Consider the following 20,451-nt stretch of genomic DNA (forward strand, 5'->3'; position numbering starts at 1 on the left):
CGCCAGCAACGGAGCGATCAACGCCCACGACTCATCCGTCAGTTCATGTCGACGCACCACGAACAGAGCAACGAGCCACCAACTTTACGGACACGGCCTAGGCCACCCGGCCCGCCGGGTGGAAGTTGATGCGTTCACGGATGACGGGAAAGCCGGCCTTGGCGAAGTTCGCGGCCATGGGGAAGTTGCCCTGGTCCGTCGCTCCGCTGACGAACTCCGCGCCCTGCTCGACGAGGACGTGGGTGCACTCCGCGAGGAGGTCGTAGGCATAGCCACGACCGCGCTGTTCCGGGACGACTCCGATGAAGCCGATGGTCGGGCCGGAGGGGTTGTGGGCCGGGATGTGAATGCCGGCCAGGTCGCCCTCCGGCGTGTGCGCGGTCTGCCACCACTCCCGTGGGGAGGGGCACCAGTGGAAGAAGTCGAGTTCCTCCTGGGCGGCCCGGTCGACGCCGCCCTCCTCGATGGCCCTGAGCGCGTGGGCGTCCAGGGTGACGGAGTGGATGCGGCGCAACGCGTCGAAGAAGACGGTGTCGTCGGGTTCTGCGCTGAAGCGCAGGCGTCCGGGCCGCTCGGGCAGACCTCGTTCCGGGGTCCAGCGGTACAGGAAGCGCTCCACCAGGAGTTCGTACCCCGCGGCCCGTGCGGCGGCGAAGCGCGCCTCGGCGCCGGCGCGCAGGTCGGTCTTCTCCCGCCAGCCACCGGGCAGATTGATCTCGAGTTCCACCTGCCAGGGGGCGGAGCGCAGGAGCTCGGCCCCGGCCGCCTCCTCGCCCTCGGCCACGTCGAACCAGTTGATGTTGACGGGTTCCGAGTCGTCGGGGCCGCCCCACCACGCGCCGCGTGCGACGACCTCACCGTCGCGCAGCGCGACGCGCTTCCAGTCGGGACGGAACCGGGTACGCCGATGGCCTTCACGGGCCCCCAGGGGGTCGGGGAGTGCGTCGAAGAGATGAGCGTCGCTCGTGGAGAGCGCGCGGATGACCGGATCGGTCATGGATTCCTCCGGGATACAGGCTGCTTGGAGCGCTCCCGGTCAGAACTGACGAACCACGCCGGGACAGCGGAACAGGGAGCGCTGGAAAGGTGTGAACCGCACGGCACTCGCCTCCTTCCGTCCATCTCAGGGCGTGGAGCCACACAGTAGGTGATCCTCCGCGGGCCCGTCCACGGATTTCCGCGCTCCTTGAGAAGACCCCCTCACCCGCCCCGCCTCACGCCCCCGCGGCCACCCCCGTCGTGACCCGCCGCTGGTGGACGCGGAGATGCAGCGTCGCCAGGTCGAGCAGCGGGGTCGGTACGCCCCACGCGCGGGCCCGGTCGGTGAGGTCGCCGAAGAGGTGCTCGACCTCGGTGGGACGACCCGCCGTCAGGTCGCGGTAGAGGGACGGCACCATCGGCGAACCGGACACGGACACCCCGGCCGGCGTGGCCGGCCGGGCTCGCGGCGTGATCGACGAGACACCCCCTAGCCCAAAAGAGTTCGGTGACCGAACTGTTTTGGCGTACGGGCTTCGACGGCCGACGGAACCGCCGCGCGCACGGGACTCCCGCCACCGGCCGTTTCCAGGTGAGCGAAACGGACGGTTAGGCTCTCGCTCACGATGAACCAGCCCACGGAACCCAAGGCCGACAAGTCGGGAGTGCGACGGCACAACCTGAGCCTCGTCCTGCGGACCGTCCATGACGCGGGCGAGACCACGCGGGCCGCCGTCGCCGCCCGCGTCGGCCTCACCCGGCCCGCCGTCTCCTCGCTCGTGGAGCAACTCCTCGACCTGGGCTTCCTCGTCGAGTCGGGCAAGACGTTCAGCGGGCAGGCGGGACGGCCGGGCACCGTCCTGAAGCCCGCCGACACCGGACCGGCCGGGCTCGGCGTCGAGATCAACGTCGACTACGTCACGGTCTGCGTCGTCGATCTGACCGGCACCGACCGGGTCCGGCGCACCGAACGCCTCGACAACCGTGGGGCCGGCGCCCCCGAGGTCCTGGCCCGAGCCGCCCACATCGCCGCCGAGGTCCTGGACACGGCCTCCGGACACCACCTCGCCCCCGCGGGCGCCGGACTCGCCCTGCCGGGCCTCGTCTCCGGCGGAACGGTCCGGCAGGCTCCCAACCTCGGCTGGCACGAGGCCGACGCGGAGCACCTCTTCGGCGAAGCCCTCACGGCGCTGCGCCCCGACACGGCCGGCCTCGCCCTGACCTCCGACAACGAGGCCAACATGGCGGCCCTCGCCGAGCTGTGGTCCGGCGGGCTCGGCGACCTCCGGACCTTCCTCCACCTGACGGGCGAGATCGGGGTGGGCGGCGCGATCGTCGTCCACGGGGAACTCCTGCGCGGCGCCCACGGCTTCGCCGGCGAGATCGGCCACATGGTCGTCGACGCCGAAGGGCCGCGCTGCCGCTGCGGCTCGCGCGGCTGTCTTGAGCAGTACGCGGGCCAGGCCGCCCTCCTCGCCTCGGCGGCCGCCGAGGGTGTCCCCGACCTCGTGCGCCGCGCCGAAGCGGCGGAGCCGCGCGCCCTCGCCGCGCTCGCCGAGGCGGGCCGGATGCTCGGGCGTGCCGTGTCGGGAGCCGTGAACCTCCTCGACCCCGAGGCCGTCGTCCTCGGCGGCATCTACCCGCGGCTGATGCCGTGGCTCGCTCCGGCCCTCGCGGAGGAGCTCGCGGCCCGTGTCGTCTCCGGCCTCTGGACCCCGGACGCCGGCCGCCTGCGTCCGGCCTCCGCCGCCACCGACGCGTCCCGCGGCGCGGCGGCCCTCATCCTCCATGACGTCCTGGCCGACCCCCTGGCGTACGCCCCGACGGCGACGGGCGCCTGACGGGCCCGTCGCGTCTTGGGCGTACGGCACGCCGACGGGTACCCGAGGGCCCTCGGCCTTTCGTGTACGTGGCGACGACCGCGGCCCTACGAGCTCTCCCGCCCGGCGACTCACGCGGCGGCGAACGCCGACGGCCGGGCGCCGGCTCCCTCAAGGCGGCCTCACGCGGCCACGGCGGCGGCCGGGGACCGGCTCCCGTTCCCGGGCTTGCCTCACACGGCGACGCCGACGGCGGCCGGCAGTCTCCCCCTCCCGGCCCCAGGCGGCGACGGCGACGCCGACGGCCGGGCGCCGCCTCCCTCTCCCTCGTCCGTTCAGCGGGGTGAGCGCCGGGCTCGGACCGCCCGTGGTTCGACGAAGGGCCGGGTCAGGTGGGCCGTCGCGAGCACCGCCCCGGTGTCGGCGGCGCGCGCGAGCAGCTGCTCGCGCGAGGCGCGGGCGGCGTCCGGGTCGCGTTCGTGGGCGTAGGCCACCGACGGGGCGGCGAGCTGGACGGCGTGCACGAGGAGGTCGCCGGTGACCAGGACGTCCCGGCCGTCGGCCCGTTCGACCAGGACGGACTGGTGGCCAGGGGTGTGTCCGGGGGTCGGCAGCAGCGTGACGCCCGGGCGCAGCCGGTGCCTCCCGTCGACCTCGTGCAGCTGCCCGGAGGCCCGGAGCGGCGCCACCACCCAGTCCCACACCGGGTCGCGCCGGTCGAGAGCGGCGGTCTCCGCGCGCTGGACGACGTACCGGGCACGCGGGAAGAAGGGCTGTCCCGAGGCGTCGGAGGCCCAGCCGGTGTGGTCCTCGTGCAGATGCGTCAGGACCACCGTGTGGACGTCGGCCCGGTCGATCCCGGCCGCCGTGAGCAGCTCGGGCAGACTGCCGGGCACGGGACACCAGGGTGCCCCGGGGCCTTCGGCGGGGCCCACACCCGCGTCGACGAGCGTCCAGCCCGTACCGCCCGGGTCGGCGACGGCGAAGCAGCGGAAGGCCAGCCGCCAGGCGTCCTCGGGCCCGAACGCCTCCGGGTCGAGCGCCGCGGCCTCCGCCCACTCCGCCGCGCCGGCCCCGGGAAAGGCGTCGCGCGCCGACTTGAAGAACGCCCCCGTGGCGTCGAGCAGGGCCGTCACCGGGCCCATCCGTTCCGTACCGCCGCTCCCAGACATGACGCCGACTCTGCCACCTCACGGCTCCGGCGCCCAGGGGTGGACGCTCTCATCCGGCTCTCACGCGGGACTTATCCCGTCATCACACGCCACCCCTAGCTTCACTCCCATGTTCTTCACCTACCTCCGGCGCGAACTGCGCCGCCGCAGAAGGGCGGCGCTCGTCGTCGCCTCCGGGCTCGCGCTCGGGATCGCGCTGGTCATCGTCGTCAACTCCGTCTCCTCCGGCATGAACCAGGCCCAGGGCAAGGTCCTGGAGTCCCTCTACGGGCTGGGTACGGACCTGACGGTGACCAAGGCGCGGGAACGGCCCGAGGACGGCGCGCCGGCGCAGCGGCCCCGGTTCGAGTTCAAGGGCAAGGAGGAAGGCGAGCAGCAGAGCAGCGACCGGTTGATGGTCCAGGGCTTCCAGACCCTGGCGGACTCCACCGTCGGCACGGTCGGCCGGCAGGCCGGCGTCGACCGGGCGGTGGGCGGGCTCAGCCTCGTCAACCTGAAGATCAACGGGGAGTTCGAGCGGGGCAGGATCCAGCGGGGCCAGGCCGCGCCGGCCCAGCCGGGCACCGGAACCGGCGGCGGAACAGCCGGAACCGGCGGCGCCGGTGGCGGCTCCGGGCCCGGCGACACCGTCACCGGCGGCGGCGCGGCCTTCGACGTCGACTCCTTCACGCTCTACGGTACCGACGTCACCGCACCCGACCTCGGCCCCCTCACCACCTCCACGGTCTCCCAGGGACGTACCTTCAAGACCACCGAGACCGACGCGAAGGTCGCCGTCGTCGACAGCGCCTACGCGAAGCAGCAGGGGCTCGCGATCGGTGACGAACTGACCGTCAAGAGCGTGAAGTTCGAGATCATCGGCATCGCGACCGCGGACCGCGGGCAGGCCGCCGCCCAGGTCTACCTGCCGCTGAAGCAGGCGCAGACCCTCTCCGCCTCCGCCGGGAAGATCACCACGATCTATGTGAAGGCGACCGACTCGACGCGGATCGACGCGGTCAAGACCGCGATCCAGAAGAACGTCTCCGGCACCACTGTCACCACCTCGGCCGATCTCGCCCAGACGGTCTCCGGCTCGCTCGACACCGCTGCCGGCCTCGCCGCGAACATCGGCAGGTGGCTCTCGTACGCCGTGCTGCTCGCCGCCGTCCTCGTCGCCGGACTTCTCACCTCCTCAGCGGTCACCCGCCGGGTCCGCGAGTTCGGCACGCTCAAGGCGCTCGGCTGGACGAGCGGCCGGGTCACCCGCCAGGTGGTCGGCGAGGCCCTCGTCAACGGTGTCATCGGCGGTGCCCTCGGCATCGCGATCGGCCTGGCGGGGGCGTACGCGGTGACCGCGGCGAACCCCATCCTGACAGCCGAACTCGGCGCGGACGGGGGCGGGTTCGTCGGTGGCGGACGGGGCGGAACGGTGTTCGGCGGAGGCCCGGCCGGCACCGCCGCCGGCAAGACCGTCGACATCGCCCTCACCGCCCCCGTCTCCCTCACCACCGTGGGTCTCGCCGTCCTCCTCGCCCTCGGCGGCGGCCTCGTCGCGGGTGCCTTCGGAGCCTGGCGGGCTTCCCGGCTGCGCCCCGCCGACGCCCTGAGCCGCGTCGCGTAGCCGACCGAATCCATCCCGTACCCCAGGAGTCACACCGTGTACGAACTCATCGGCGTCACCAAGCAGTACCGGCGCGGGCAGCAGAGAGTCGACGCCCTCGCCGGGGTCGACCTCACCCTCGACCAGGGGGACCGGCTGGTCATCCAGGGCCCCACGGGCGGCGGCAAGTCCACCCTCCTCCAGATGCTGGGCGGCCTCGACCGCCCGACCTCCGGTCAGGTCCTTCTAGGCGGCACCGACCTCGCCGCGCTCTCCGAGCGGCGGCTGACGGCCGTACGCGGCCAGAACATCGGCTTCGTCTTCCAGAGCTTCAACCTCATCCCCACGCTCACCGCGCAGGAGAACGTGGAGACCGCGCTCGTCCCGCTCGGCGGCCGGCCCGCCGAGCGCCGGAGCCGGGCCGCGGAGGCGCTGGAGTCGGTCGGGCTCGGCGAACGCCGCGGCCATCTGCCGTCCGAGCTCTCCGGCGGTCAGCAGCAGCGGGTCGCGATCGCCCGGGCGCTGGTGAAGCGGCCGAAGGTGCTGCTCGCCGACGAACCCACCGGAAACCTCGACGAGTCGATGCGCGACGAGATCGTCGACCTGCTCGAAGGGCTCTGGAAGGAGCATGGCCTGACCTTCGTGATGGTCACCCACGACAGTGCCATCGCCCGCCGGGCGCCCCGCCTCGCCACGATCCGCAAGGGCCGGATCACGATCAGGGAGAACCGTCCTGCGGCGTCGCCGGACCCGGTCGAGGCCTGACCGACGGTCCGCCGGGCTCGCGGCCTACAGGGGCACGCCGTGGCCCCGTAGGCAGGCGAGCGGGTCGACGTCCGAGCCGCAGTACGGCGTGGTCCGCACCTCGAAGCGCAGATGCGGGCCCGTCACCCGCCCGGTCGTTCCCGACCGGGCGGTCCGCTGCCCGGCCGACACGCTCTGCCCGATCATCGTCACAAAGGTGTATGTCCCGAATGTCGCGACGAGCGTCCCGAATGTCCGGGATCGAGGTCCCCTGGCCAGGACTTCACGGAGGCCGTTGTCAGTGGGTGCCCCTACCGTTTTCACCATGACGACGACCTATCTGGAGCTGTCGCAGGACGGCGGCGGTGCCCACAAGTTCTACGAAGTGACCGTGGACGACCTGACGGTGTCGGTCCGTTACGGCCGCATCGGCACGGCGGGCCAGACGCAGCGCTCCACGTTCCCGACGCAGGCGAGGGCGCAGGCCGCCGCGGCGAAGAAGCTCGGCGAGAAGGTCCGCAAGGGATACGCGCCGGCCGTGCGCGGACAGCGGGCCGCCCGGGCCGTGACGCGCCGTGAGGTGACCTCCGCGCCGTCCACCGCACGCGCCGTCGCCCCGGTGCTCTGGCGCTTCCGGACGGGCTCGGCCGCCTTCGGCATCCACATCGACGAGGAGCGCTGCTGGGTGGGCAACCAGGCGGGGGACGTGTTCACGCTCGACCGCTCCGGCGAGGTGCAGGCCCGGTTCAGCCTCCCGGACGGCGTCAAGTGCCTCGTCGCCGACGACTTCTGGATCTACGCGGGCTGTGACGACGGCAAGGTGTACGACCTGTCGTCCAAGCTGCCGTTCGCGGCGTACGACATCGCCACCGACGTCGACATCTTCTGGCTCGACATCCATGAGGGCGTCCTGCACGTCGCCGACCGTTCGGGCCGACTCACCGTCATCGACCACGAGGACGAGCACCAGTGGGCGCGCGGCGGCCAGGGCGAGCACGCCTGGATGGTCCGCGCCGACGGCGACGCCGTGTACTACGGGGACACGAGGGGCGTCGCCGCCCACGCACCGGACGGCGGCGGCGAGTTGTGGCACACGGCCACCGACGGCGGCGTCCTCTTCGGCTGGCAGGAGGACACCGCGGTGTACGCGGGCACGGCACGCAAGAAGGTCCATCGGCTCGCGAAGAAGGACGGCCGGGTCGAGGCGGTGTACGCCTGCGACAGCCCGGTGTACTCCTGCGCCACCTCGCCCGGCGGCCGGTTCGTCTTCGCCGCCGACTCGTCCTCCTCCGTCTACTGCTTCGCGGAGGACGGCACCCGGCTGTGGAAGCTCGGCACGGGAGGGGGCTCGGCGCTCTCCATGCAGTACCGCGACGAGCGGCTCTACCTGGCGACCTCCGACGGCTCGCTGGTGTGCGTGGACGCGAGCGAGGCGGCGATCGCGGCCGCGCAGGGTGGCACCGTGCCCGTCGCCCGGGACATCAAGCTCGCCGCCGCCCTGCCCGTGTACGAGCCGGCGACGACCGTGACCGCCGTGCGCACCGTCAGCGACGCCCCGGCCGGTTCCATCGTCGTGGAGTGCGTGAACGAGTCGGGACGGACCCGGGTGAGAGTCGTCTCCCAGGGCTACGACTCCGGGTGGAACGTGCAGTTCCCCCGGGCGATCCGGGAGCCCGGCGCGCGGTACGTGGTCGACGCCCTGCACGCGGCCGCTGGGGGCTTCTACCGGGTCCGCGGTGACATCCGGCGGCTGCTGTGACGGCGGGCGCCGGGGGGATCTTCGAGGCGGCCACCGGTGACGGCCCGCCGGTACCGCCGGCCGGGGCCGAGCAGCGGTCCCGGGAGATCAGGGCCGCCCTCGACGGACTGCTCCAGATCAGACGGCTGACCCTGCGTCAGGGCGGCGACCCGAAGGACGCACCCGCCGACTGGGAGCGCCGGCAGCCGGTCCGCGCCGTGGCCCTCGCCCTGGAGTCGGGTGGCCTCGTCCCTTCGTCCGTGGACGCCTCGGGAGTGCGGGTCGCCACCGGCTACCGGGTCCGGGCGGGGGACCGGCCCGGCACGGCGGTGGTGGAGTGGCTGGGCCCGGCGGGCTCGGGCGCCGCCCAGGAGGAGGCGGAGGCGCTCGGCGCGTGCGTCCCGGCCCTGGCGCGGCTCGGCTGGGAGGCCCTGCTCTACAAGGGGCCGCGCGGGCGCCGCTTCCTGGAGGTGGAGCCCCTGGGGAACTGAACCCGCGGAAGCCGGATGTCAGGCGATCGAGGCGGAGACGATCGCCGAGACCGCGATGTTGCAGGAGGCGGTCACCCAGACCGCCGGATGCGGCTCGGGGTCGACCAGGGTGGCGCCCAGCTTCCCCGGCGTGACCAGGTCCACGACCAGGAACGCGACGCCCATCATCACCAGGCCGAGGAGTCCGAAGGCGGCCGTCGAGACGAGTCCCTTGCCGAAGTCGTCGTACGTCGTCCAGATCGAGGTGAAGACGATGCCGCCGATGCCGAGGAGCGCCGAGCTCAGCAGGATCGCCGCGTTGCGGTTGCGGTCCTCCCAGATCTGGCGCCCGAGCTTCCCGGGGGTCAGCAGGTCCACGAGCACGATGCCGAGGATCAGCAGGACCACGCCGAGGGCGCCGTAGGCGCCGGTCCGGCCGAGTCCGTTGACGATGTCGCTCATGGTGTGCCGGCTCCGCAAAGTCACGATCACGGGGGATCGGTGGTCAAGGACCGGCAAAATGTAGCGCACGCGTCAACGCCGCCCGCGGCCCGCCCGGAATCCGGGCGCTGCGCTGCCGGGGTCCTGCCCGCTTCACAGCGGGCAACCGCCGTGAAGCGAAGGCGACCCGAGCGGAGTACGCGGCGCGTGCTCCGGCGGGCGGGGACCGGCGAGGGCGACGACAGTGGAGGCGTACGTGTCCGTCCCCCCCCCGCACTGGAGAAACACATGGGCCACCTCAACCGACGCGACCTCGGGCTCCTCGTGCTGCGGGTCGGCACCGGAGCCGTACTCGCCGCGCACGGCACCCAGAAGCTCTTCGGCTGGTTCGGCGGGGGCGGCATCGAGGGCACGACCAAGGCGATGGAGGCCATGGGCTTCCGGCCGGGCCGGCAGAGCGCCGTCGCCGCCGGTCTCGGCGAGGCGGGCGGCGGAGCGCTGCTCGCCCTCGGCCTCGCCACCCCCGCGGCCGGCGCCGCGGCCGCCGGAGCCATGGCGGGGGCCGTCGCCGTCCACGCCCCGGCCGGCTTCTTCGCTCAGGGCGGCGGCTACGAGTATCCGGGATTCCTCGGCTTCGTCGCCGCCGCGATCGGTGTCACCGGCGCCGGCCGGTACTCCGTCGACCACGCCACGGATCACGTCCTCGACCGTCCCTGGGTGGTGGCCGCCGCCTTCCTGGGCACCGCGCTCGCCGCCGCGGCCGTGGTCGGCCGCCGTGCGGAGGAGCAGGCCGCGGCCGCCACCGACTTCGAGCCGGACACGGAACCGGCGTGACGCCGGCCGCCGGGCCCGCGGCGGGTCGACAGGCTCACGCCGGACAGGTCGGACGGGGCCCGCGACGGCCCGGCCGACGGGCCCGGACGGACCGGCCGAACAGGCCCGCAACGGTCGTCGTTGGACCCCCAACGGACGCTCGGCGGGCCGCAACCCACGTTCGGCGTCCCCGTGGCGGGGCCCCGCACGCGGCCGTTGTCGGAGAGGGCTAGGCTCGCCGCAGAGGAAGGGACGACCGCCGCGCATGAAGATCGATCTGACGGACACCGACTCCAGCAGGATCAACAAGGCGATCCTGCGAGGCCGCAGGGCCGTCGGCACCCCCGCCGTCGGAGCCGTGCTCACCCTTGTCGTCGTCACCGACGAGGAGAACGCCTACGACGCGGTCAAGGCCGCCAACGACGCCTCCCGGGAACACCCCTCCCGCACCCTCGTGGTCATCAAGCGCCACGCCCGCTCGCCCCGCGAGCGCCACGAGAGCCGGCTCGACGCCGAGGTCCGGCTGGGCACCGACGCCGGCTCGGGCGAGACGGTCCTGCTCCGTTTCCACGGCGAACTCGGCGCCCGCGCCGACTCCGTGGTCCTTCCGCTGCTCCTCCCGGACGCGCCCGTCGTCGTCTGGTGGCCCGTCGACGCCCCCGAGGTGCCTTCCCGGGATCCCCTGGGCGCGCTCGCGCAGCGTCGTATCACCGACATGTACGCGGTCGAGGATCCGCTCTCCGCCCTGGACGCCCGGGCCGCCTCCTACGCCCCCGGTGACACGGACCTCGCCTGGACCAGGCTCACCCCCTGGCGCTCGATGCTGGCCGCCGCGCTCGACCAGGCTCCGGGGACCGTGACCTCGGCCGCCGTCGAGAGCGAGGCCGAGAACCCCAGCGCCGAACTCCTCGCCCGCTGGTTCGAGGTCCGGCTCGGCGTCCCCGTCGACCGGATCGTCACCGACGGCCCGGTCGTCACGGCCGTCCGCATGGGCACCGACGACGGCGAGATCCGCATCGACCGGCCCGAGGGCCCGGTGGCCAGACTCGCGATCCCCGGCCAGCCCGGCCGGGTCCTCGCCCTGAAGGTCAGGACCACCGCCGAGCTGATCGCCGAGGAACTGCGCCGCCTCGACCCCGACGAGGCCTACGAGGCGGCCCTGCGCGGCCGCGCCTGACACCCCCGGTCGCGCCGGACGTCCTCCGGCCGCGCCGACACCCGCCGAGAGGAGTCAGCGCGCCTGACACCCCCGGTCGCACCGTCCTCCGACCGTGCTGACACCCGCCGAGAGGAGTCAGCCCTCGGGGGTGAAGGTCACGGGCAGCGTCGCCATGCCGCGCAGGATGCCCTCGCGCCGGCTCAGATCCGCGTCGGGGTCGGCGAGCCGGAGGTCGGGGAAGCGGCGACGGAGCGTGCCGATGGCGATCCTGACCACCCCGCAGAGCTGCGACTCGACCGCGCCCCGAATCCGCACCTCGGGTTCGGCCGCGGGGCCCATGCCTGTCCGGGCGCGTCCATGGCGATCCGGCTCACCGGGTCGGTCCTCGGGGCCCTGGCCAAGGAGTACCCGGACGCACGGGCAGTCGCGGAACCGGACCACCGGCGCAACCTGACCCTGCGCGGTCTCGACCGCTTCGAGGTCACCCTGCGTCCAGACACGGGGGAGGAGGTACGACCATGAAGTACTGGCACTGAAACCGGTGAGCGTGCCGCCCGGCCGCAAGGCGGGCACCACGCCCGTGCGCGGACACCGCGCACCCCCGCCGGAGCCCGAGGCCGCTGCACGGCTCGGGCTCCGGCCCGCACGCGCGGTACCGCCTGTACGACTCGGCCCGGGCCCCGGCCCGCACACGCCGTACCGCCGGCACGACTCAAGCGGGCTCCGGGCCGCACGCGCAGAACGCTCCGCCCCGCACGCGCAGAACGCCCCCGCCCGGAACCGGCCGCTTCCCGTCGGATCAGCCGCGCAGCTTCCCCGGCAGCCAGCGGAGCTGGGCCGCCTGCTGGAAGGCGCCGCCGCCCTCGTGGTCGTTGAAGTCGTAGACCTCGATCGCCTTCTCGTCCTCGGCGTACGCGTTGAAGGCCGCGAACACCGTCGACGGCGGGCACGTCAGGTCCTCCAGGGCCGTCGAGAACAGGGCCGGGGCCGTGGCGCGGGCCGCGAAGTGGACCCCGTCGAAGTAGGCGAGCGTCTCGTGCACCTGCCGGACCCGGCCGCGGTGCGTCTTGAGGTAGTTGCCGATCTCGCGGTACGGGGCGCGGTCCGTGACCGTCGTCGCACGCGGGAAGTCGCACAGGAACGGCACGTCCGGCACCACCGCGACCAGGTTCCGTACCAGGCCCGCCACGGCCAGCGTGATCCCGCCGCCCTGGCTGACCCCGGTCACCGCCGTGCGGCCCGCGTCCACGAGCGGGTGCGAGCGGGCGGCCTCCACGGCACGGACCGCGTCGGTGAAGAGCCGTCGGTAGTAGTAGGTGTACGGATCCTCGACGCCGCGCGTCATGAAGCCGGGGAACGACGGGGCGCTGCCCACCGGGTCGGGGGTGTCACCCGTGGCCCAGCCGCTGCCCTGCCCGCGCGTGTCCATCACGAAGTGCGCGAACCCGGCGGAGGCCCAGAGCAGATGCGTGTGCGGAAGTCCGCGCCCGCCGCCGTACCCGAGGAACTCCACCACGACCGGCAGCGGTTCGGTCGTACCGGCCGGCAGTACGAACCAGCCCTTGACCGGCTGCCCGTCGAAGCCGGCGAAGGTCACGTCGAACGTCTCCACCGTGGAGAGCCCCGTCGGAACGGCGTCGAAACGCGCGTCGAGCTCGTGCGTACGAGCCTCACCGAGGGTCTTCGCCCAGAAGGCGTCGAAGTCCTCGGGCTCCACCGACGCGCTGCGGTAGGTGCGGAGTTGGTCGAGGGGCATGTCGAACTGGGCCATGAGTACCACCTGGTGAGTAGCCGGTCGAAGGAGGATCGCGTTCGGTATCTCGACCGGTGCAGCCCGGCCTTCCTCACCTTAGTCGTGCCGTGACGATCACGCGGGGCCCTGCGCCCGGCATCGCACCCGGCGGACGGACGACGCCCCGCAGGGCCCCGTATCCCCGTCCGGTGGACACTCCGCGCGCCTGACGCCACGTGAACGCCGTCGGGCCGGTCCGCCGTGCCATCCTCGGACGAGCCGCCCACACCGTATCCGGCCGTGGGTCTTCCTCGTCCTGCGCGGAGGGACACCATGCTCATCAGCCATGCCGTACGTCACCAGGTCCTGCGGGTGACGCTCCACCGCGACCTGGACGTCACCAACCGGGCCGCCGGCGCCCTCCAGATCCAGGCCCTGGTCCAGGCGCACCGGCCCACCAGGGTGGTCATCGTCGTCCCGAGCGCCGACCCCACACCGGCCACCCTCAGCACCCTGGCCCGCGCCCACCGCATGTGCGTGAGCCTGGGCATCCCGCTGTCGCTCAGCGGTGCGAGCGCCCGCACCCGCCGCCTCCTGGACGTCTCCGGCGAATGACCCGCCGCCCAGCAGACCGGAGCTCCGCGGCATGTTCGGCCGCGTAAGGGCCTCCCGGTCACGGCGTTCCAGCGGTGGTCTCCGATGGCCGTCGATCTGTTCGCCGGAGAACGACATCGCCACGAGCACCGCCCGGCTGAGGCCGTGTCGCCCGTGGGTGTCCTGATCGGTGCGGCATGAGCGCCGCGGTCCTCGGCAGGGTGGCCGCCGGCGCCCAGCGGCTCGACGCGGGGCCTGTCGTCTGGTCGGGCATCCGTTTTGGACGACGCCGAGGAAGGCCGCCGAGGCCCGCCGCCCCGCCGGGGCCCAGCAGGAGATGCCGCCGGTACCCCGCATCGCGCCCGGCATGACAACCTGTGCTTGCCCACCCCCGACCCAGGAGGTCACCATGACCGCAGAGCCCGCGTCAACGGAAGGTTCGGAGCCGGCTGTCCCCGAGACGGCCCCTCTGTCGCCGGACAGCGACGGAAACTACGACCTCAAGCGCAAGTTCCGCGAAGCACTGGCGCGCAAGCGCGGTGCACAGGCGGAGGCGGCCGATGTCGCCGCCAACCCGGATGCGTCGAAGGTGCGTGCGGCGCACGGCCCGGCTGCGAGCCAGCGATCGTTCAGGCGCAAGAGCGGCGGCTGAGCCGATCGGTCCCGGCCGCTCTGCCGGCACTCTGCGCGCAGTCCACGTGTGCGCCCGGTGCCGTCGGCCGCGACATGCGCATGTTCATGTGCGCATGGCGAGCGAGGTGGAGCGGGCCGGGCTCGCCTACGGGAGGGCCCGACTGCGGCCGGCGCGGATCCGTGGCGCCGCCGCACCGGCGTTCCCGGCCAGGAAGCCCTGGCCCGGCGGTGTCGCACGGTGGCCCGTGCGTGGCTGACGGCCCATTGTGAGGCGGGCTCGGTGTGCGCGGACCGTCCGTTCCGCGCTGCCGCGACGCGGCGGATCAGATGGGGCGTCATCGCCGCGTCGAGGTGATCACGTCGTGGTCACCGATCGTGTTCAGCGGGCAGAGGCCCGCCGCATGCCCAGAGCGCCGGGCTGTGGTACCGGTCCAGTGCGGCCCTCCCCCGGGGGCTGAGGCGGCCCGGGCACTCGGACGCCAGGAGACATCGCTGAGGGCGGGCAGAGTGACCAGCGCGAGTGTCACCAGCGTGACGGGCACCGTGACGTTCCGGACGAAGAGATTCCGCGGCCACGCCGCGCCCCGCCCCCCGACAGCCGTACCCCCTGCCCCCCCAATTCACCCCCGTGTCACACCGCCGCGCGGCGCCGAGCGCGGACACTGCCGCTGTGACGGCACTGCGAGGTCGCCCTCAATCCGCCCAACTCCCGTGCGGAGAAAGATCATCCTCTATTCGTGACGGGCGCTCTCTGGATACCACCCCGCCCCCAGGTTCGTACTGTTGTCCTAGGTTCGGACCCGGCACTTGAGCGACCGTCAGGTTCGGGGCGTACCAGGCCCGCTGAGTCATGCCGGCACCGTCGCACTTTTCGGTCGGCTCACTGATCAGAACTGGTACTCCATTGCGCTCCAGACCTCCAGGGTCCTCCCAACCCCTGGCCAAACTGTCCCGCTTGACCAGCCGTCTGCTCCCCCCTGCTCGCCATGGCCGTGGTGGCCGGAGTGGGTGTGAGCACCGATTACACGGCGCGCCGACCGAGTTGGCCGCCGACTACGACTGGTACGAGGACGCCGCCGCCGAGCGGTTGCGGCAGGACCAGTGCCTGATGAGCGACGTACTGCGGTTGGGCGGACCGGCCATGGCCGCCACCGCGCAGGACGGGCTCAACCAGAGTCCGGAGCGGCTGCGGGAGCCGGCCGACCGGGACTACTGGGAGAAGACTCCGCTCGCCACCGCGTACACGTCGGACCGGAATGCCGCGCTCGTCGAACTGGACCGGCTCCACGCGCTCCACGACAGCTGGAAGATGACCGGGCTCACGACGCCGGGCGGCTTCGGCTCCGTCGCCGACTTCGAGTGGCCGCCGGGGACCAGCGGTGACGACGGTGAGGACTTCCATTCCCAGACCGGCCTCACGGCATGGATCGCCGACCGGTTCTGGAAGAGCGAAAGCGACTTCTACGAGGACGCGCGGTCTGCGCCAGGGCCCGCTGGGCGATGGCGCTGTCCGCGGCAGCCGCGGACGCGGCCAAGGCCGAGGCCGATGCCGGCAAGGCCACCGCCGCCGCCGCCGCGAAGGCGGCGGGATTCGCCTATGTCACCGCGCAGGCCGCGGTGGACGCCGGGAACTCGGCGGCGCAGGTCGCGGCTCCCGCGAACGACGCGATCCAGCTCGGCTCGTCGTACGTCACCAAGGACTCGGCCGCCTCTCTGGTGGTCCTGTCCGCCCAGGCTGCCGCGACCCAGGCCGAGAACGCCGGGAACACCGGGCAGATCGAGACCGGGACGGTCCCGGACGCGGCCGGCGGCCTCATCGGTGGTGTGTTTTACGTCGTCGACAGCATCCAGCAGGTCGGCGAGCCGCAGGTCCTGAAGAAAACCGAAGGCTGCGACGGCTGGTGGGACCAGCTCTTCTACGACGGAGACTGCACGATGACCCAGAGGATCGGCTACAAGGCCGACCTCGACCTGTACCTGTGCACCACGGAGGTATGAGAACTCGTGCTTCTCCGGGGACACGCTGTTCCTGGACGAGTACCAGACGGACACGCAGTACACCGAGGTCACGCACACCATCACGATCGGGGAGACGTCCTCTCATTTGGCGCGCGAACGTAGGGCTCAGGCTTGCTGTGGCGCGCATCAGACCTGCAGGTTGCGCCGTACTCCGTCTCGGGCGGAAGAACCGAGGGCCCTCTTTGCTACACCTGGTCGTTCGTGGCCGAGGTCCGGGTCAGGTTGAAGGTGAGGCCGGAGATCTCGCGGGCCATGACGACCGGGCCGTTCTGCGTGCCTCCGCTGATGCTGTTGTGGACGTCCCCACCCTGTGATGCCTGGGCATGGCGCCACCACTCGTCGAGCTGCGTGCGGAACTCGCCGTCCAGTGCGGCACGTACGCCCAGGGCGGTGGCGAGTGCCTGGGCACGAACGGGGTCGGTCGGCGCCTCTTCGAGGGCCGCCACCTCCAGTTCGCCCGAGCTGATCGAGGCGGCTCCGTCCTCCTCGGCGCCCTGCGCCGACCCGCGCCGGAAGGGCCGCCGGACCAGTGCGGTGAGCCCCAGCCATGCGTTGCGCCCGGCCTCCGTGCCGATGCCGCCTGCCAGTGCCACCAGTGCGGCTGCCGTGATCGGGTCCACGCTTGGTCCCCCTCGCTGTGAGATTCGGATCCTCAGCTTAGGTCGGCGGCGGGACGGGGCAGAGCGGTTTCCCCGTCAAAGACGCATCCTGCGGACCCCCGGGTCCGGACGCTCCCCATTCGCCCCGTTGAGCCGTCAGATCACCGCCGTAGCCCTACTGTTGTCGCATGGTGGAGGAGACGCGCAACAGTCTGGACGGTCGTGCCGAAGTCGTCGTACAGGCTGGTCGCATCGGGGAATTGCATCAGCACCTGCACGGTGTGGAGGTGCCGGCCGGACAGCCCGTACCCTTCCAGCTTCCCCCGGCGCTCCGCCGGTTCGAGAATCGGCGGGAGGAGCAGGAGCGGATCACCCGGGCGATCGAGGACCACACGACCGGCACGGGCCCGCTCGTCGTCGCGCTCACCGGGATGGGCGGCGTCGGGAAGACCGCACTCGGCTTCCATGTGGCACGCCACCTGACCGACCGGTACCCCGATGGCGTGCTCTACGTGGACCTGGACGATCTGCGACGGGACGGCTCCGTCGAGGTCGCGGACGCGGTCGGGGAACTGTTGACGAGCCTGGGCCTGGCGCCGGAGTGGCTGGAGCGCTCGTTCGCCGGCCGTACGAAACAGCTGTGGACGCGTACGCGGGGCAAGCGTCTGGTCGTCGTCGTGGACAACGCGCGGTTCGGGAGCGAGGTGACCCCCCTCCTCCCCGCTTCGGACCGGAGCCTGGTGATCGTCGCCAGCCAGGGAGCCCTGTACGACCTCGACGGCACCGCGGCGGTCGAGGTACCGGTGGACCCGCTGCACGTCGACGACGCGGTGCGGCTGCTGAGGCATCTGGTGGACGACCCGCGGCTCGCCGACGAGCCGGAAGCGGTGACCCGGCTGGCGCAGGGCTGCGGAGGGCTGCCGGCCGCGCTCACAGTGGCCGGCCAGTGGGTACGCAAGTACCGCAGGCGCAGCCTGTCCAGACTGGTCGCGGAGCTGACGGCCGAACTGCACGGGAAGGGCATCCCCATGGTCGAGGCTGTCTGGGACGCCGCGTACGCGGGTCTGACCGCGGAGGCCGCCCGTCTCTACCGGCTGCTTCCGGAGCTGCCCGGCCCCAGGGTGGAGGAGCCGTCCGTCGCCGGGCTGCTCCGGTGCAGTTCCGACGGTGCCGCCGACGCCCTGGAGGAGCTCGAGTCCGCCGGGCTGCTGGACGGCGCCGGCGCGGACAGCTGGCGCGTCCATGACCTTCTGCGGGGACACGCCGAGCGCTGCGCGCGCCGGGACGATCCGGGAGGGGAGGAGCGTGGGGAGGCCCGCCGCGACCTTGTCGTCTGGTACCGGCGCCAGGCCGCCCGTGCGGACCTGCTCGCCGCCGGTCCCCGGATGACGTTCGCCGAAGTCCCTGATCCGGTCGGCGAGGACAGCCCCGATGTCCCCCTCGCCGGGAAGGCGGAGGCGCTGCGCTGGCTGGAATCGCAGCGACTCGCCCTCTACGGGTGTGTGCGGCTGGCCTTCGAGTGCGGGCTCGACGAGGACGCGTGGGCGCTGTGCGAGCCGCTGTGGACGCACTTCCTCGACCACCAGCACTACGCGGATGTCATCGACACGTTCCGTATGGGGGTGGAGGCGGCCGACCGGACCGAGTTCCTGCCCGCGGTGATCCGTATGAGATGCCAACTGGCCCGTCCACTGTGGGAACAGGGACGCCACGAGGAGGCCGCCGTACTGCTGGGGCAGGCGCTCGGCGCGGCCGACTCGCTGGGGGAGTCCCCGACCGAGCGGAGGCTGAAGGCTTCGACCATCGAGTTCCGCGGGCTTCTCAAGTCCGAGACCGGTGACTGGGCCGGTGCCGCCGCGGACTTCGAGGCGTCGAGAGCCATCCACCGCGAGATCGGCAACCAGTACGGAGTACTGCTTCAGACATATCTGCTCGGACGGACCGCGCTGCGGCGAGGGGCGCACCAGGAGGCGATCGGGCACCTGGAGGAGGCACACGCCGACGCGGTCGAACAACAACGGGAACGGATGACCTCGCGTACCGGATTCGAGCTGGGGCGTGCGCTGCGGCTGGCGGGCAGGTCCCGCGAGGCACACACGTTGGTGAGCGCCGCTCTCGACGGTGCCCGAGCGCGCGACTCCCGCACGGACGAGGTGCGGGTGCTGGAGGAACTGGCGCTCCTGGCGGACGAGCACGGCGACCCGGCCGGAGCGGAAGCCCACCGTGCGGCGGCTCGGCACCTTGCCACGGAGGCGGGCGGCATCGTCGCCGACGGTCAGAGTTCGTAGAGGAGTTCCTCGGTGCGTGGGTCTTCCACGTGCACGCGGACGGCCACCGCCCCCGTGTCGCACATCAGTGTCGCGCCCGAAGCGGGGGGTGTTCCGGAGCCCAGCCACACGTGGACCGCCGAGACCACGGCCGAGGGATCGGGGTACGAGACGCGGCCGCCGTCCCGGCGGAGTTCCAGGCGGGCGGTCAGGAGTCCGGCCGAGCGGTGTCGGATCAGGATGCGGCCCTGGGTGAGGATCGCCGCGGCGGTGCGGCAGCCCGGATACTCGTGAAGGGCGTGCGCAGTCCATCCCTCCGCAGTCCACTGCTCCGCCGCCCAACCCTGCGTATCCCAGCCGTCCGAGGCCCAAGTGGCGCGCCGGCTCGTGCTCGATGAGGCGCCGTACGCCGGGCGACGCCAGAGCACGGCGGCGCTCTGCAGCTGCCGTGGGCCCGCACCGGGATACTCCGCCGCGAGGTGGTGCGTCGGCCGGGGGGTGGACGCGGGGAAGCGCTCCACCTGGATCAAGTCGCCCGTCACCTCGGCCCGGACGGCGAAGGCGAGCGGCCGGCGGGAGGGCGGAGTGGGCTGGGGGAACGCCGGCGAGTCAAGGTCGGCCTGCTCGGCCTTCAAGCCGAGCAGGCGATAGAGGTGGGTGCGCAGCCGTGGCAGCGCCTGGCCCTGGTGCGCGAACGCGTCGGCCGCGTGGACGCGGGTGTCGATGCTCCGCGCGGTGCGCAGAGCGGCTTCCAGAGCGTCGGCGGAGGTGAGTCTGGGTACGGAGCCGAGCAGGCGTGCCAGGGGACTTCCCGGGAGGAGTTCGTCGCCGCTGTCGTAGGCGTTGACGACGGGGGTTCCGAGGGCGGCGGCGTAGAGCGCGGTGGAGCCGTGATCGGTCACCACGGCGTCCGCGGCGACCAGGACCGCTGCCCATTCCTCGTACGGAGCGGCGAGAACCAGCCCCGCGTCCAGCGCGGGCGCGAGCCGGCCGGAGAGGTCGAAGGTGCCGATGGCGCTGTACTCGTTGGGGTGCAGGATCAGGGCGACCTGCGATGTGTCGTGGGGCAGAAGTCCGAGGAGCTCGGCGACGAGTCCGGGGCGGCGGGCGAGCAGCGACTCGGGACCCCAGGTGGAGGTGACGGCGATGAGCCGGCGCGGACCCGTGCCCAGCGTGGCGCGGTAGCCGTCGCGGTGGGGGACCGAGGCCAGGAGGCGGTCCAGGGTGGGGTCGCCCACGACGACGCCGCGACTCGCTGCGAGCGGACTGTAGGAGGCCAGGCGCGTGACCTGTTCCTCATGGGCGAGGGCGTGGACATCGGCCCAGGGGTGCCCGTCGGCGAGCAGGTAGTGCGGGTCCAGACCGGAGGGGGTGCCGGGCGAACCGTCCCCGTGGACCGCCTTGTTGAAGCCGGCCCCGTGGGGGAGAAGGACCCGGGGCCCCGAGAGGCGGCGCAGGTCGCCCTTGGGGCTCGCGGCGAGGATCAGGTCGTGCCGGGCACGCAGAGCGTCACGCCAGGGCATGGTGCGTGCGCCCGACCGATCCAGTGCGGCGAGGGCGTCGATGTCGAAGTCCGAGCCGGGTGCGAGGGTGAAGCGGGTGACGACGCGGGAGTCACCGCGGAAGACCGGCAGGACGTCGAGGAGCCGGTGGAGTGCCCCCGCAGAACGTACGACGACGAGCACTGCCC

The 20,451-nt window shown here is 72.8% G+C and carries 20 protein-coding genes and 1 pseudogene; 12 read left to right on the top strand and 9 right to left on the bottom strand.

Features of this window, described 5'->3' with window-relative positions:
* Nucleotides 1-97: 97 nt before the first annotated feature.
* Both ACFVYX_RS26015 and ACFVYX_RS26020 read right to left on the bottom strand, forming a co-directional pair.
* Nucleotides 98-997 (bottom strand): GNAT family N-acetyltransferase, encoded by a 900-nt coding sequence (locus ACFVYX_RS26015; protein WP_389683907.1) that lies wholly within the window; start codon nucleotides 995-997, stop codon nucleotides 98-100.
* A 217-nt stretch (nucleotides 998-1,214) separates the two neighbouring features.
* On the bottom strand, nucleotides 1,215-1,397 hold the full coding sequence (locus ACFVYX_RS26020; RefSeq protein WP_389683908.1) for a ketopantoate reductase C-terminal domain-containing protein: 183 nt from the start codon (nucleotides 1,395-1,397) through the stop codon (nucleotides 1,215-1,217).
* A 207-nt stretch (nucleotides 1,398-1,604) separates the two neighbouring features.
* Here ACFVYX_RS26020 and ACFVYX_RS26025 point away from each other — a divergent pair, with 207 nt between their 5' ends.
* Nucleotides 1,605-2,819: an ROK family protein gene (locus ACFVYX_RS26025; protein ID WP_389683909.1), complete on the top strand. Its 1,215-nt coding sequence runs from the start codon at nucleotides 1,605-1,607 to the stop codon at nucleotides 2,817-2,819.
* Between the two features lie 314 nt (nucleotides 2,820-3,133).
* Here ACFVYX_RS26025 and ACFVYX_RS26030 read toward each other — a convergent pair whose 3' ends face one another.
* On the bottom strand, nucleotides 3,134-3,970 hold the full coding sequence (locus ACFVYX_RS26030; protein WP_389683910.1) for an MBL fold metallo-hydrolase: 837 nt from the start codon (nucleotides 3,968-3,970) through the stop codon (nucleotides 3,134-3,136).
* A gap of 109 nt (nucleotides 3,971-4,079) precedes the next feature.
* Here ACFVYX_RS26030 and ACFVYX_RS26035 point away from each other — a divergent pair, with 109 nt between their 5' ends.
* Both ACFVYX_RS26035 and ACFVYX_RS26040 read left to right on the top strand, forming a co-directional pair.
* Nucleotides 4,080-5,573, top strand: a complete 1,494-nt coding sequence (locus ACFVYX_RS26035) for an ABC transporter permease (RefSeq protein ID WP_389683911.1) — start codon at nucleotides 4,080-4,082, stop codon at nucleotides 5,571-5,573.
* 36 nt (nucleotides 5,574-5,609) lie between these two features.
* Nucleotides 5,610-6,317 carry an ABC transporter ATP-binding protein gene (locus ACFVYX_RS26040; protein WP_389683912.1) on the top strand — a complete coding sequence of 236 codons (708 nt, stop codon included), beginning with the start codon at nucleotides 5,610-5,612 and terminating at the stop codon, nucleotides 6,315-6,317.
* Nucleotides 6,318-6,341: 24 nt separating this feature from the next.
* On the opposite strand, the pseudogene ACFVYX_RS26045 reads toward ACFVYX_RS26040, so the two are convergent.
* A pseudogene (locus tag ACFVYX_RS26045) lies at nucleotides 6,342-6,497 on the bottom strand (M23 family metallopeptidase); the annotation flags it as partial.
* A gap of 124 nt (nucleotides 6,498-6,621) precedes the next feature.
* Here ACFVYX_RS26045 and ACFVYX_RS26050 point away from each other — a divergent pair.
* The gene (locus ACFVYX_RS26050) at nucleotides 6,622-8,055 is read left to right on the top strand and encodes a WGR domain-containing protein (RefSeq protein WP_389683913.1); all 1,434 of its coding nucleotides are present in this window, start codon (nucleotides 6,622-6,624) and stop codon (nucleotides 8,053-8,055) included.
* Complete coding sequence (locus ACFVYX_RS26055) at nucleotides 8,052-8,525, top strand: hypothetical protein (RefSeq protein WP_389683914.1); 474 nt, start codon at nucleotides 8,052-8,054, stop codon at nucleotides 8,523-8,525. Before ACFVYX_RS26050 ends, ACFVYX_RS26055 begins: the two co-directional genes overlap by 4 nt.
* Nucleotides 8,526-8,543: 18 nt before the next feature.
* Here ACFVYX_RS26055 and ACFVYX_RS26060 read toward each other — a convergent pair whose 3' ends face one another.
* Complete coding sequence (locus ACFVYX_RS26060) at nucleotides 8,544-8,966, bottom strand: DUF350 domain-containing protein (protein WP_389683915.1); 423 nt, start codon at nucleotides 8,964-8,966, stop codon at nucleotides 8,544-8,546.
* Nucleotides 8,967-9,233: 267 nt separating this feature from the next.
* Here ACFVYX_RS26060 and ACFVYX_RS26065 point away from each other — a divergent pair, with 267 nt between their 5' ends.
* Together ACFVYX_RS26065 and opcA are read left to right on the top strand one after the other, a co-directional pair.
* The gene (locus tag ACFVYX_RS26065) at nucleotides 9,234-9,779 is read left to right on the top strand and encodes a DoxX family protein (protein WP_389683916.1); all 546 of its coding nucleotides are present in this window, start codon (nucleotides 9,234-9,236) and stop codon (nucleotides 9,777-9,779) included.
* A gap of 244 nt (nucleotides 9,780-10,023) precedes the next feature.
* Nucleotides 10,024-10,935, top strand: coding sequence for a glucose-6-phosphate dehydrogenase assembly protein OpcA (opcA, locus tag ACFVYX_RS26070; RefSeq protein ID WP_389683917.1), 912 nt, complete (start codon nucleotides 10,024-10,026; stop codon nucleotides 10,933-10,935).
* Between the two features lie 117 nt (nucleotides 10,936-11,052).
* Here opcA and ACFVYX_RS26075 read toward each other — a convergent pair whose 3' ends face one another.
* Complete coding sequence (locus ACFVYX_RS26075) at nucleotides 11,053-11,256, bottom strand: hypothetical protein (protein WP_389683918.1); 204 nt, start codon at nucleotides 11,254-11,256, stop codon at nucleotides 11,053-11,055.
* Between the two features lie 18 nt (nucleotides 11,257-11,274).
* Between ACFVYX_RS26075 and ACFVYX_RS26080 the strand changes: the two genes are divergently transcribed.
* Complete coding sequence (locus tag ACFVYX_RS26080; RefSeq protein WP_389683919.1) at nucleotides 11,275-11,439, top strand: hypothetical protein; 165 nt, start codon at nucleotides 11,275-11,277, stop codon at nucleotides 11,437-11,439.
* A 277-nt stretch (nucleotides 11,440-11,716) separates the two neighbouring features.
* Here ACFVYX_RS26080 and ACFVYX_RS26085 read toward each other — a convergent pair whose 3' ends face one another.
* Complete coding sequence (locus ACFVYX_RS26085) at nucleotides 11,717-12,688, bottom strand: acetylxylan esterase (protein ID WP_389683920.1); 972 nt, start codon at nucleotides 12,686-12,688, stop codon at nucleotides 11,717-11,719.
* Between the two features lie 294 nt (nucleotides 12,689-12,982).
* Between ACFVYX_RS26085 and ACFVYX_RS26090 the strand changes: the two genes are divergently transcribed.
* The 3 genes from ACFVYX_RS26090 (at nucleotide 12,983) to ACFVYX_RS26100 (ending at nucleotide 15,874) form a co-directional block, all read left to right on the top strand.
* Nucleotides 12,983-13,264: a hypothetical protein gene (locus ACFVYX_RS26090; RefSeq protein WP_389683921.1), complete on the top strand. Its 282-nt coding sequence runs from the start codon at nucleotides 12,983-12,985 to the stop codon at nucleotides 13,262-13,264.
* 388 nt (nucleotides 13,265-13,652) lie between these two features.
* Nucleotides 13,653-13,895, top strand: coding sequence for a DUF5302 domain-containing protein (locus tag ACFVYX_RS26095; RefSeq protein WP_389683922.1), 243 nt, complete (start codon nucleotides 13,653-13,655; stop codon nucleotides 13,893-13,895).
* A 1,481-nt stretch (nucleotides 13,896-15,376) separates the two neighbouring features.
* A complete protein-coding gene (locus ACFVYX_RS26100; RefSeq protein ID WP_389683923.1) occupies nucleotides 15,377-15,874 on the top strand; it encodes a hypothetical protein in 498 nt (165 codons plus the stop codon).
* Between the two features lie 206 nt (nucleotides 15,875-16,080).
* Here ACFVYX_RS26100 and ACFVYX_RS26105 read toward each other — a convergent pair whose 3' ends face one another.
* Complete coding sequence (locus tag ACFVYX_RS26105; protein ID WP_389683924.1) at nucleotides 16,081-16,515, bottom strand: hypothetical protein; 435 nt, start codon at nucleotides 16,513-16,515, stop codon at nucleotides 16,081-16,083.
* Between the two features lie 167 nt (nucleotides 16,516-16,682).
* Here ACFVYX_RS26105 and ACFVYX_RS26110 point away from each other — a divergent pair, with 167 nt between their 5' ends.
* Complete coding sequence (locus tag ACFVYX_RS26110; RefSeq protein ID WP_389683925.1) at nucleotides 16,683-18,782, top strand: NB-ARC domain-containing protein; 2,100 nt, start codon at nucleotides 16,683-16,685, stop codon at nucleotides 18,780-18,782.
* Here the strand turns inward: ACFVYX_RS26110 and ACFVYX_RS26115 are convergent.
* Entirely contained in the window at nucleotides 18,770-20,446 is a 1,677-nt protein-coding gene (locus ACFVYX_RS26115) for a translation initiation factor 2 (protein WP_389684060.1), read from the bottom strand. The genes ACFVYX_RS26110 and ACFVYX_RS26115 overlap by 13 nt on opposite strands.
* Between the last annotated feature and the right edge of the window lie 5 nt (nucleotides 20,447-20,451).

Source organism: Streptomyces sp. NPDC058326, assembly GCF_042879855.1.
Taxonomy (GTDB): Bacteria; Actinomycetota; Actinomycetes; order Streptomycetales; family Streptomycetaceae; genus Streptomyces.

Excerpts from the sequence above, each read along its gene's own strand:
- ACFVYX_RS26015 (WP_389683907.1), bottom strand. The coding sequence starts at position 997 with ATGACCGATCCGGTCATCCGCGCGCTCTCCACGAGCGACGCTCATCTC.
- ACFVYX_RS26020 (WP_389683908.1), bottom strand. The coding sequence starts at position 1,397 with ATGGTGCCGTCCCTCTACCGCGACCTGACGGCGGGTCGTCCCACCGAG.
- ACFVYX_RS26025 (WP_389683909.1), top strand. The coding sequence starts at position 1,605 with ATGAACCAGCCCACGGAACCCAAGGCCGACAAGTCGGGAGTGCGACGG.
- ACFVYX_RS26030 (WP_389683910.1), bottom strand. The coding sequence starts at position 3,970 with ATGTCTGGGAGCGGCGGTACGGAACGGATGGGCCCGGTGACGGCCCTG.
- ACFVYX_RS26035 (WP_389683911.1), top strand. The coding sequence starts at position 4,080 with ATGTTCTTCACCTACCTCCGGCGCGAACTGCGCCGCCGCAGAAGGGCG.
- ACFVYX_RS26050 (WP_389683913.1), top strand. The coding sequence starts at position 6,622 with ATGACGACGACCTATCTGGAGCTGTCGCAGGACGGCGGCGGTGCCCAC.
- ACFVYX_RS26060 (WP_389683915.1), bottom strand. The coding sequence starts at position 8,966 with ATGAGCGACATCGTCAACGGACTCGGCCGGACCGGCGCCTACGGCGCC.
- ACFVYX_RS26065 (WP_389683916.1), top strand. The coding sequence starts at position 9,234 with ATGGGCCACCTCAACCGACGCGACCTCGGGCTCCTCGTGCTGCGGGTC.
- opcA (WP_389683917.1), top strand. The coding sequence starts at position 10,024 with ATGAAGATCGATCTGACGGACACCGACTCCAGCAGGATCAACAAGGCG.
- ACFVYX_RS26075 (WP_389683918.1), bottom strand. The coding sequence starts at position 11,256 with ATGGGCCCCGCGGCCGAACCCGAGGTGCGGATTCGGGGCGCGGTCGAG.
- ACFVYX_RS26080 (WP_389683919.1), top strand. The coding sequence starts at position 11,275 with ATGGCGATCCGGCTCACCGGGTCGGTCCTCGGGGCCCTGGCCAAGGAG.
- ACFVYX_RS26085 (WP_389683920.1), bottom strand. The coding sequence starts at position 12,688 with ATGGCCCAGTTCGACATGCCCCTCGACCAACTCCGCACCTACCGCAGC.
- ACFVYX_RS26090 (WP_389683921.1), top strand. The coding sequence starts at position 12,983 with ATGCTCATCAGCCATGCCGTACGTCACCAGGTCCTGCGGGTGACGCTC.
- ACFVYX_RS26095 (WP_389683922.1), top strand. The coding sequence starts at position 13,653 with ATGACCGCAGAGCCCGCGTCAACGGAAGGTTCGGAGCCGGCTGTCCCC.
- ACFVYX_RS26100 (WP_389683923.1), top strand. The coding sequence starts at position 15,377 with ATGGCGCTGTCCGCGGCAGCCGCGGACGCGGCCAAGGCCGAGGCCGAT.
- ACFVYX_RS26110 (WP_389683925.1), top strand. The coding sequence starts at position 16,683 with ATGGTGGAGGAGACGCGCAACAGTCTGGACGGTCGTGCCGAAGTCGTC.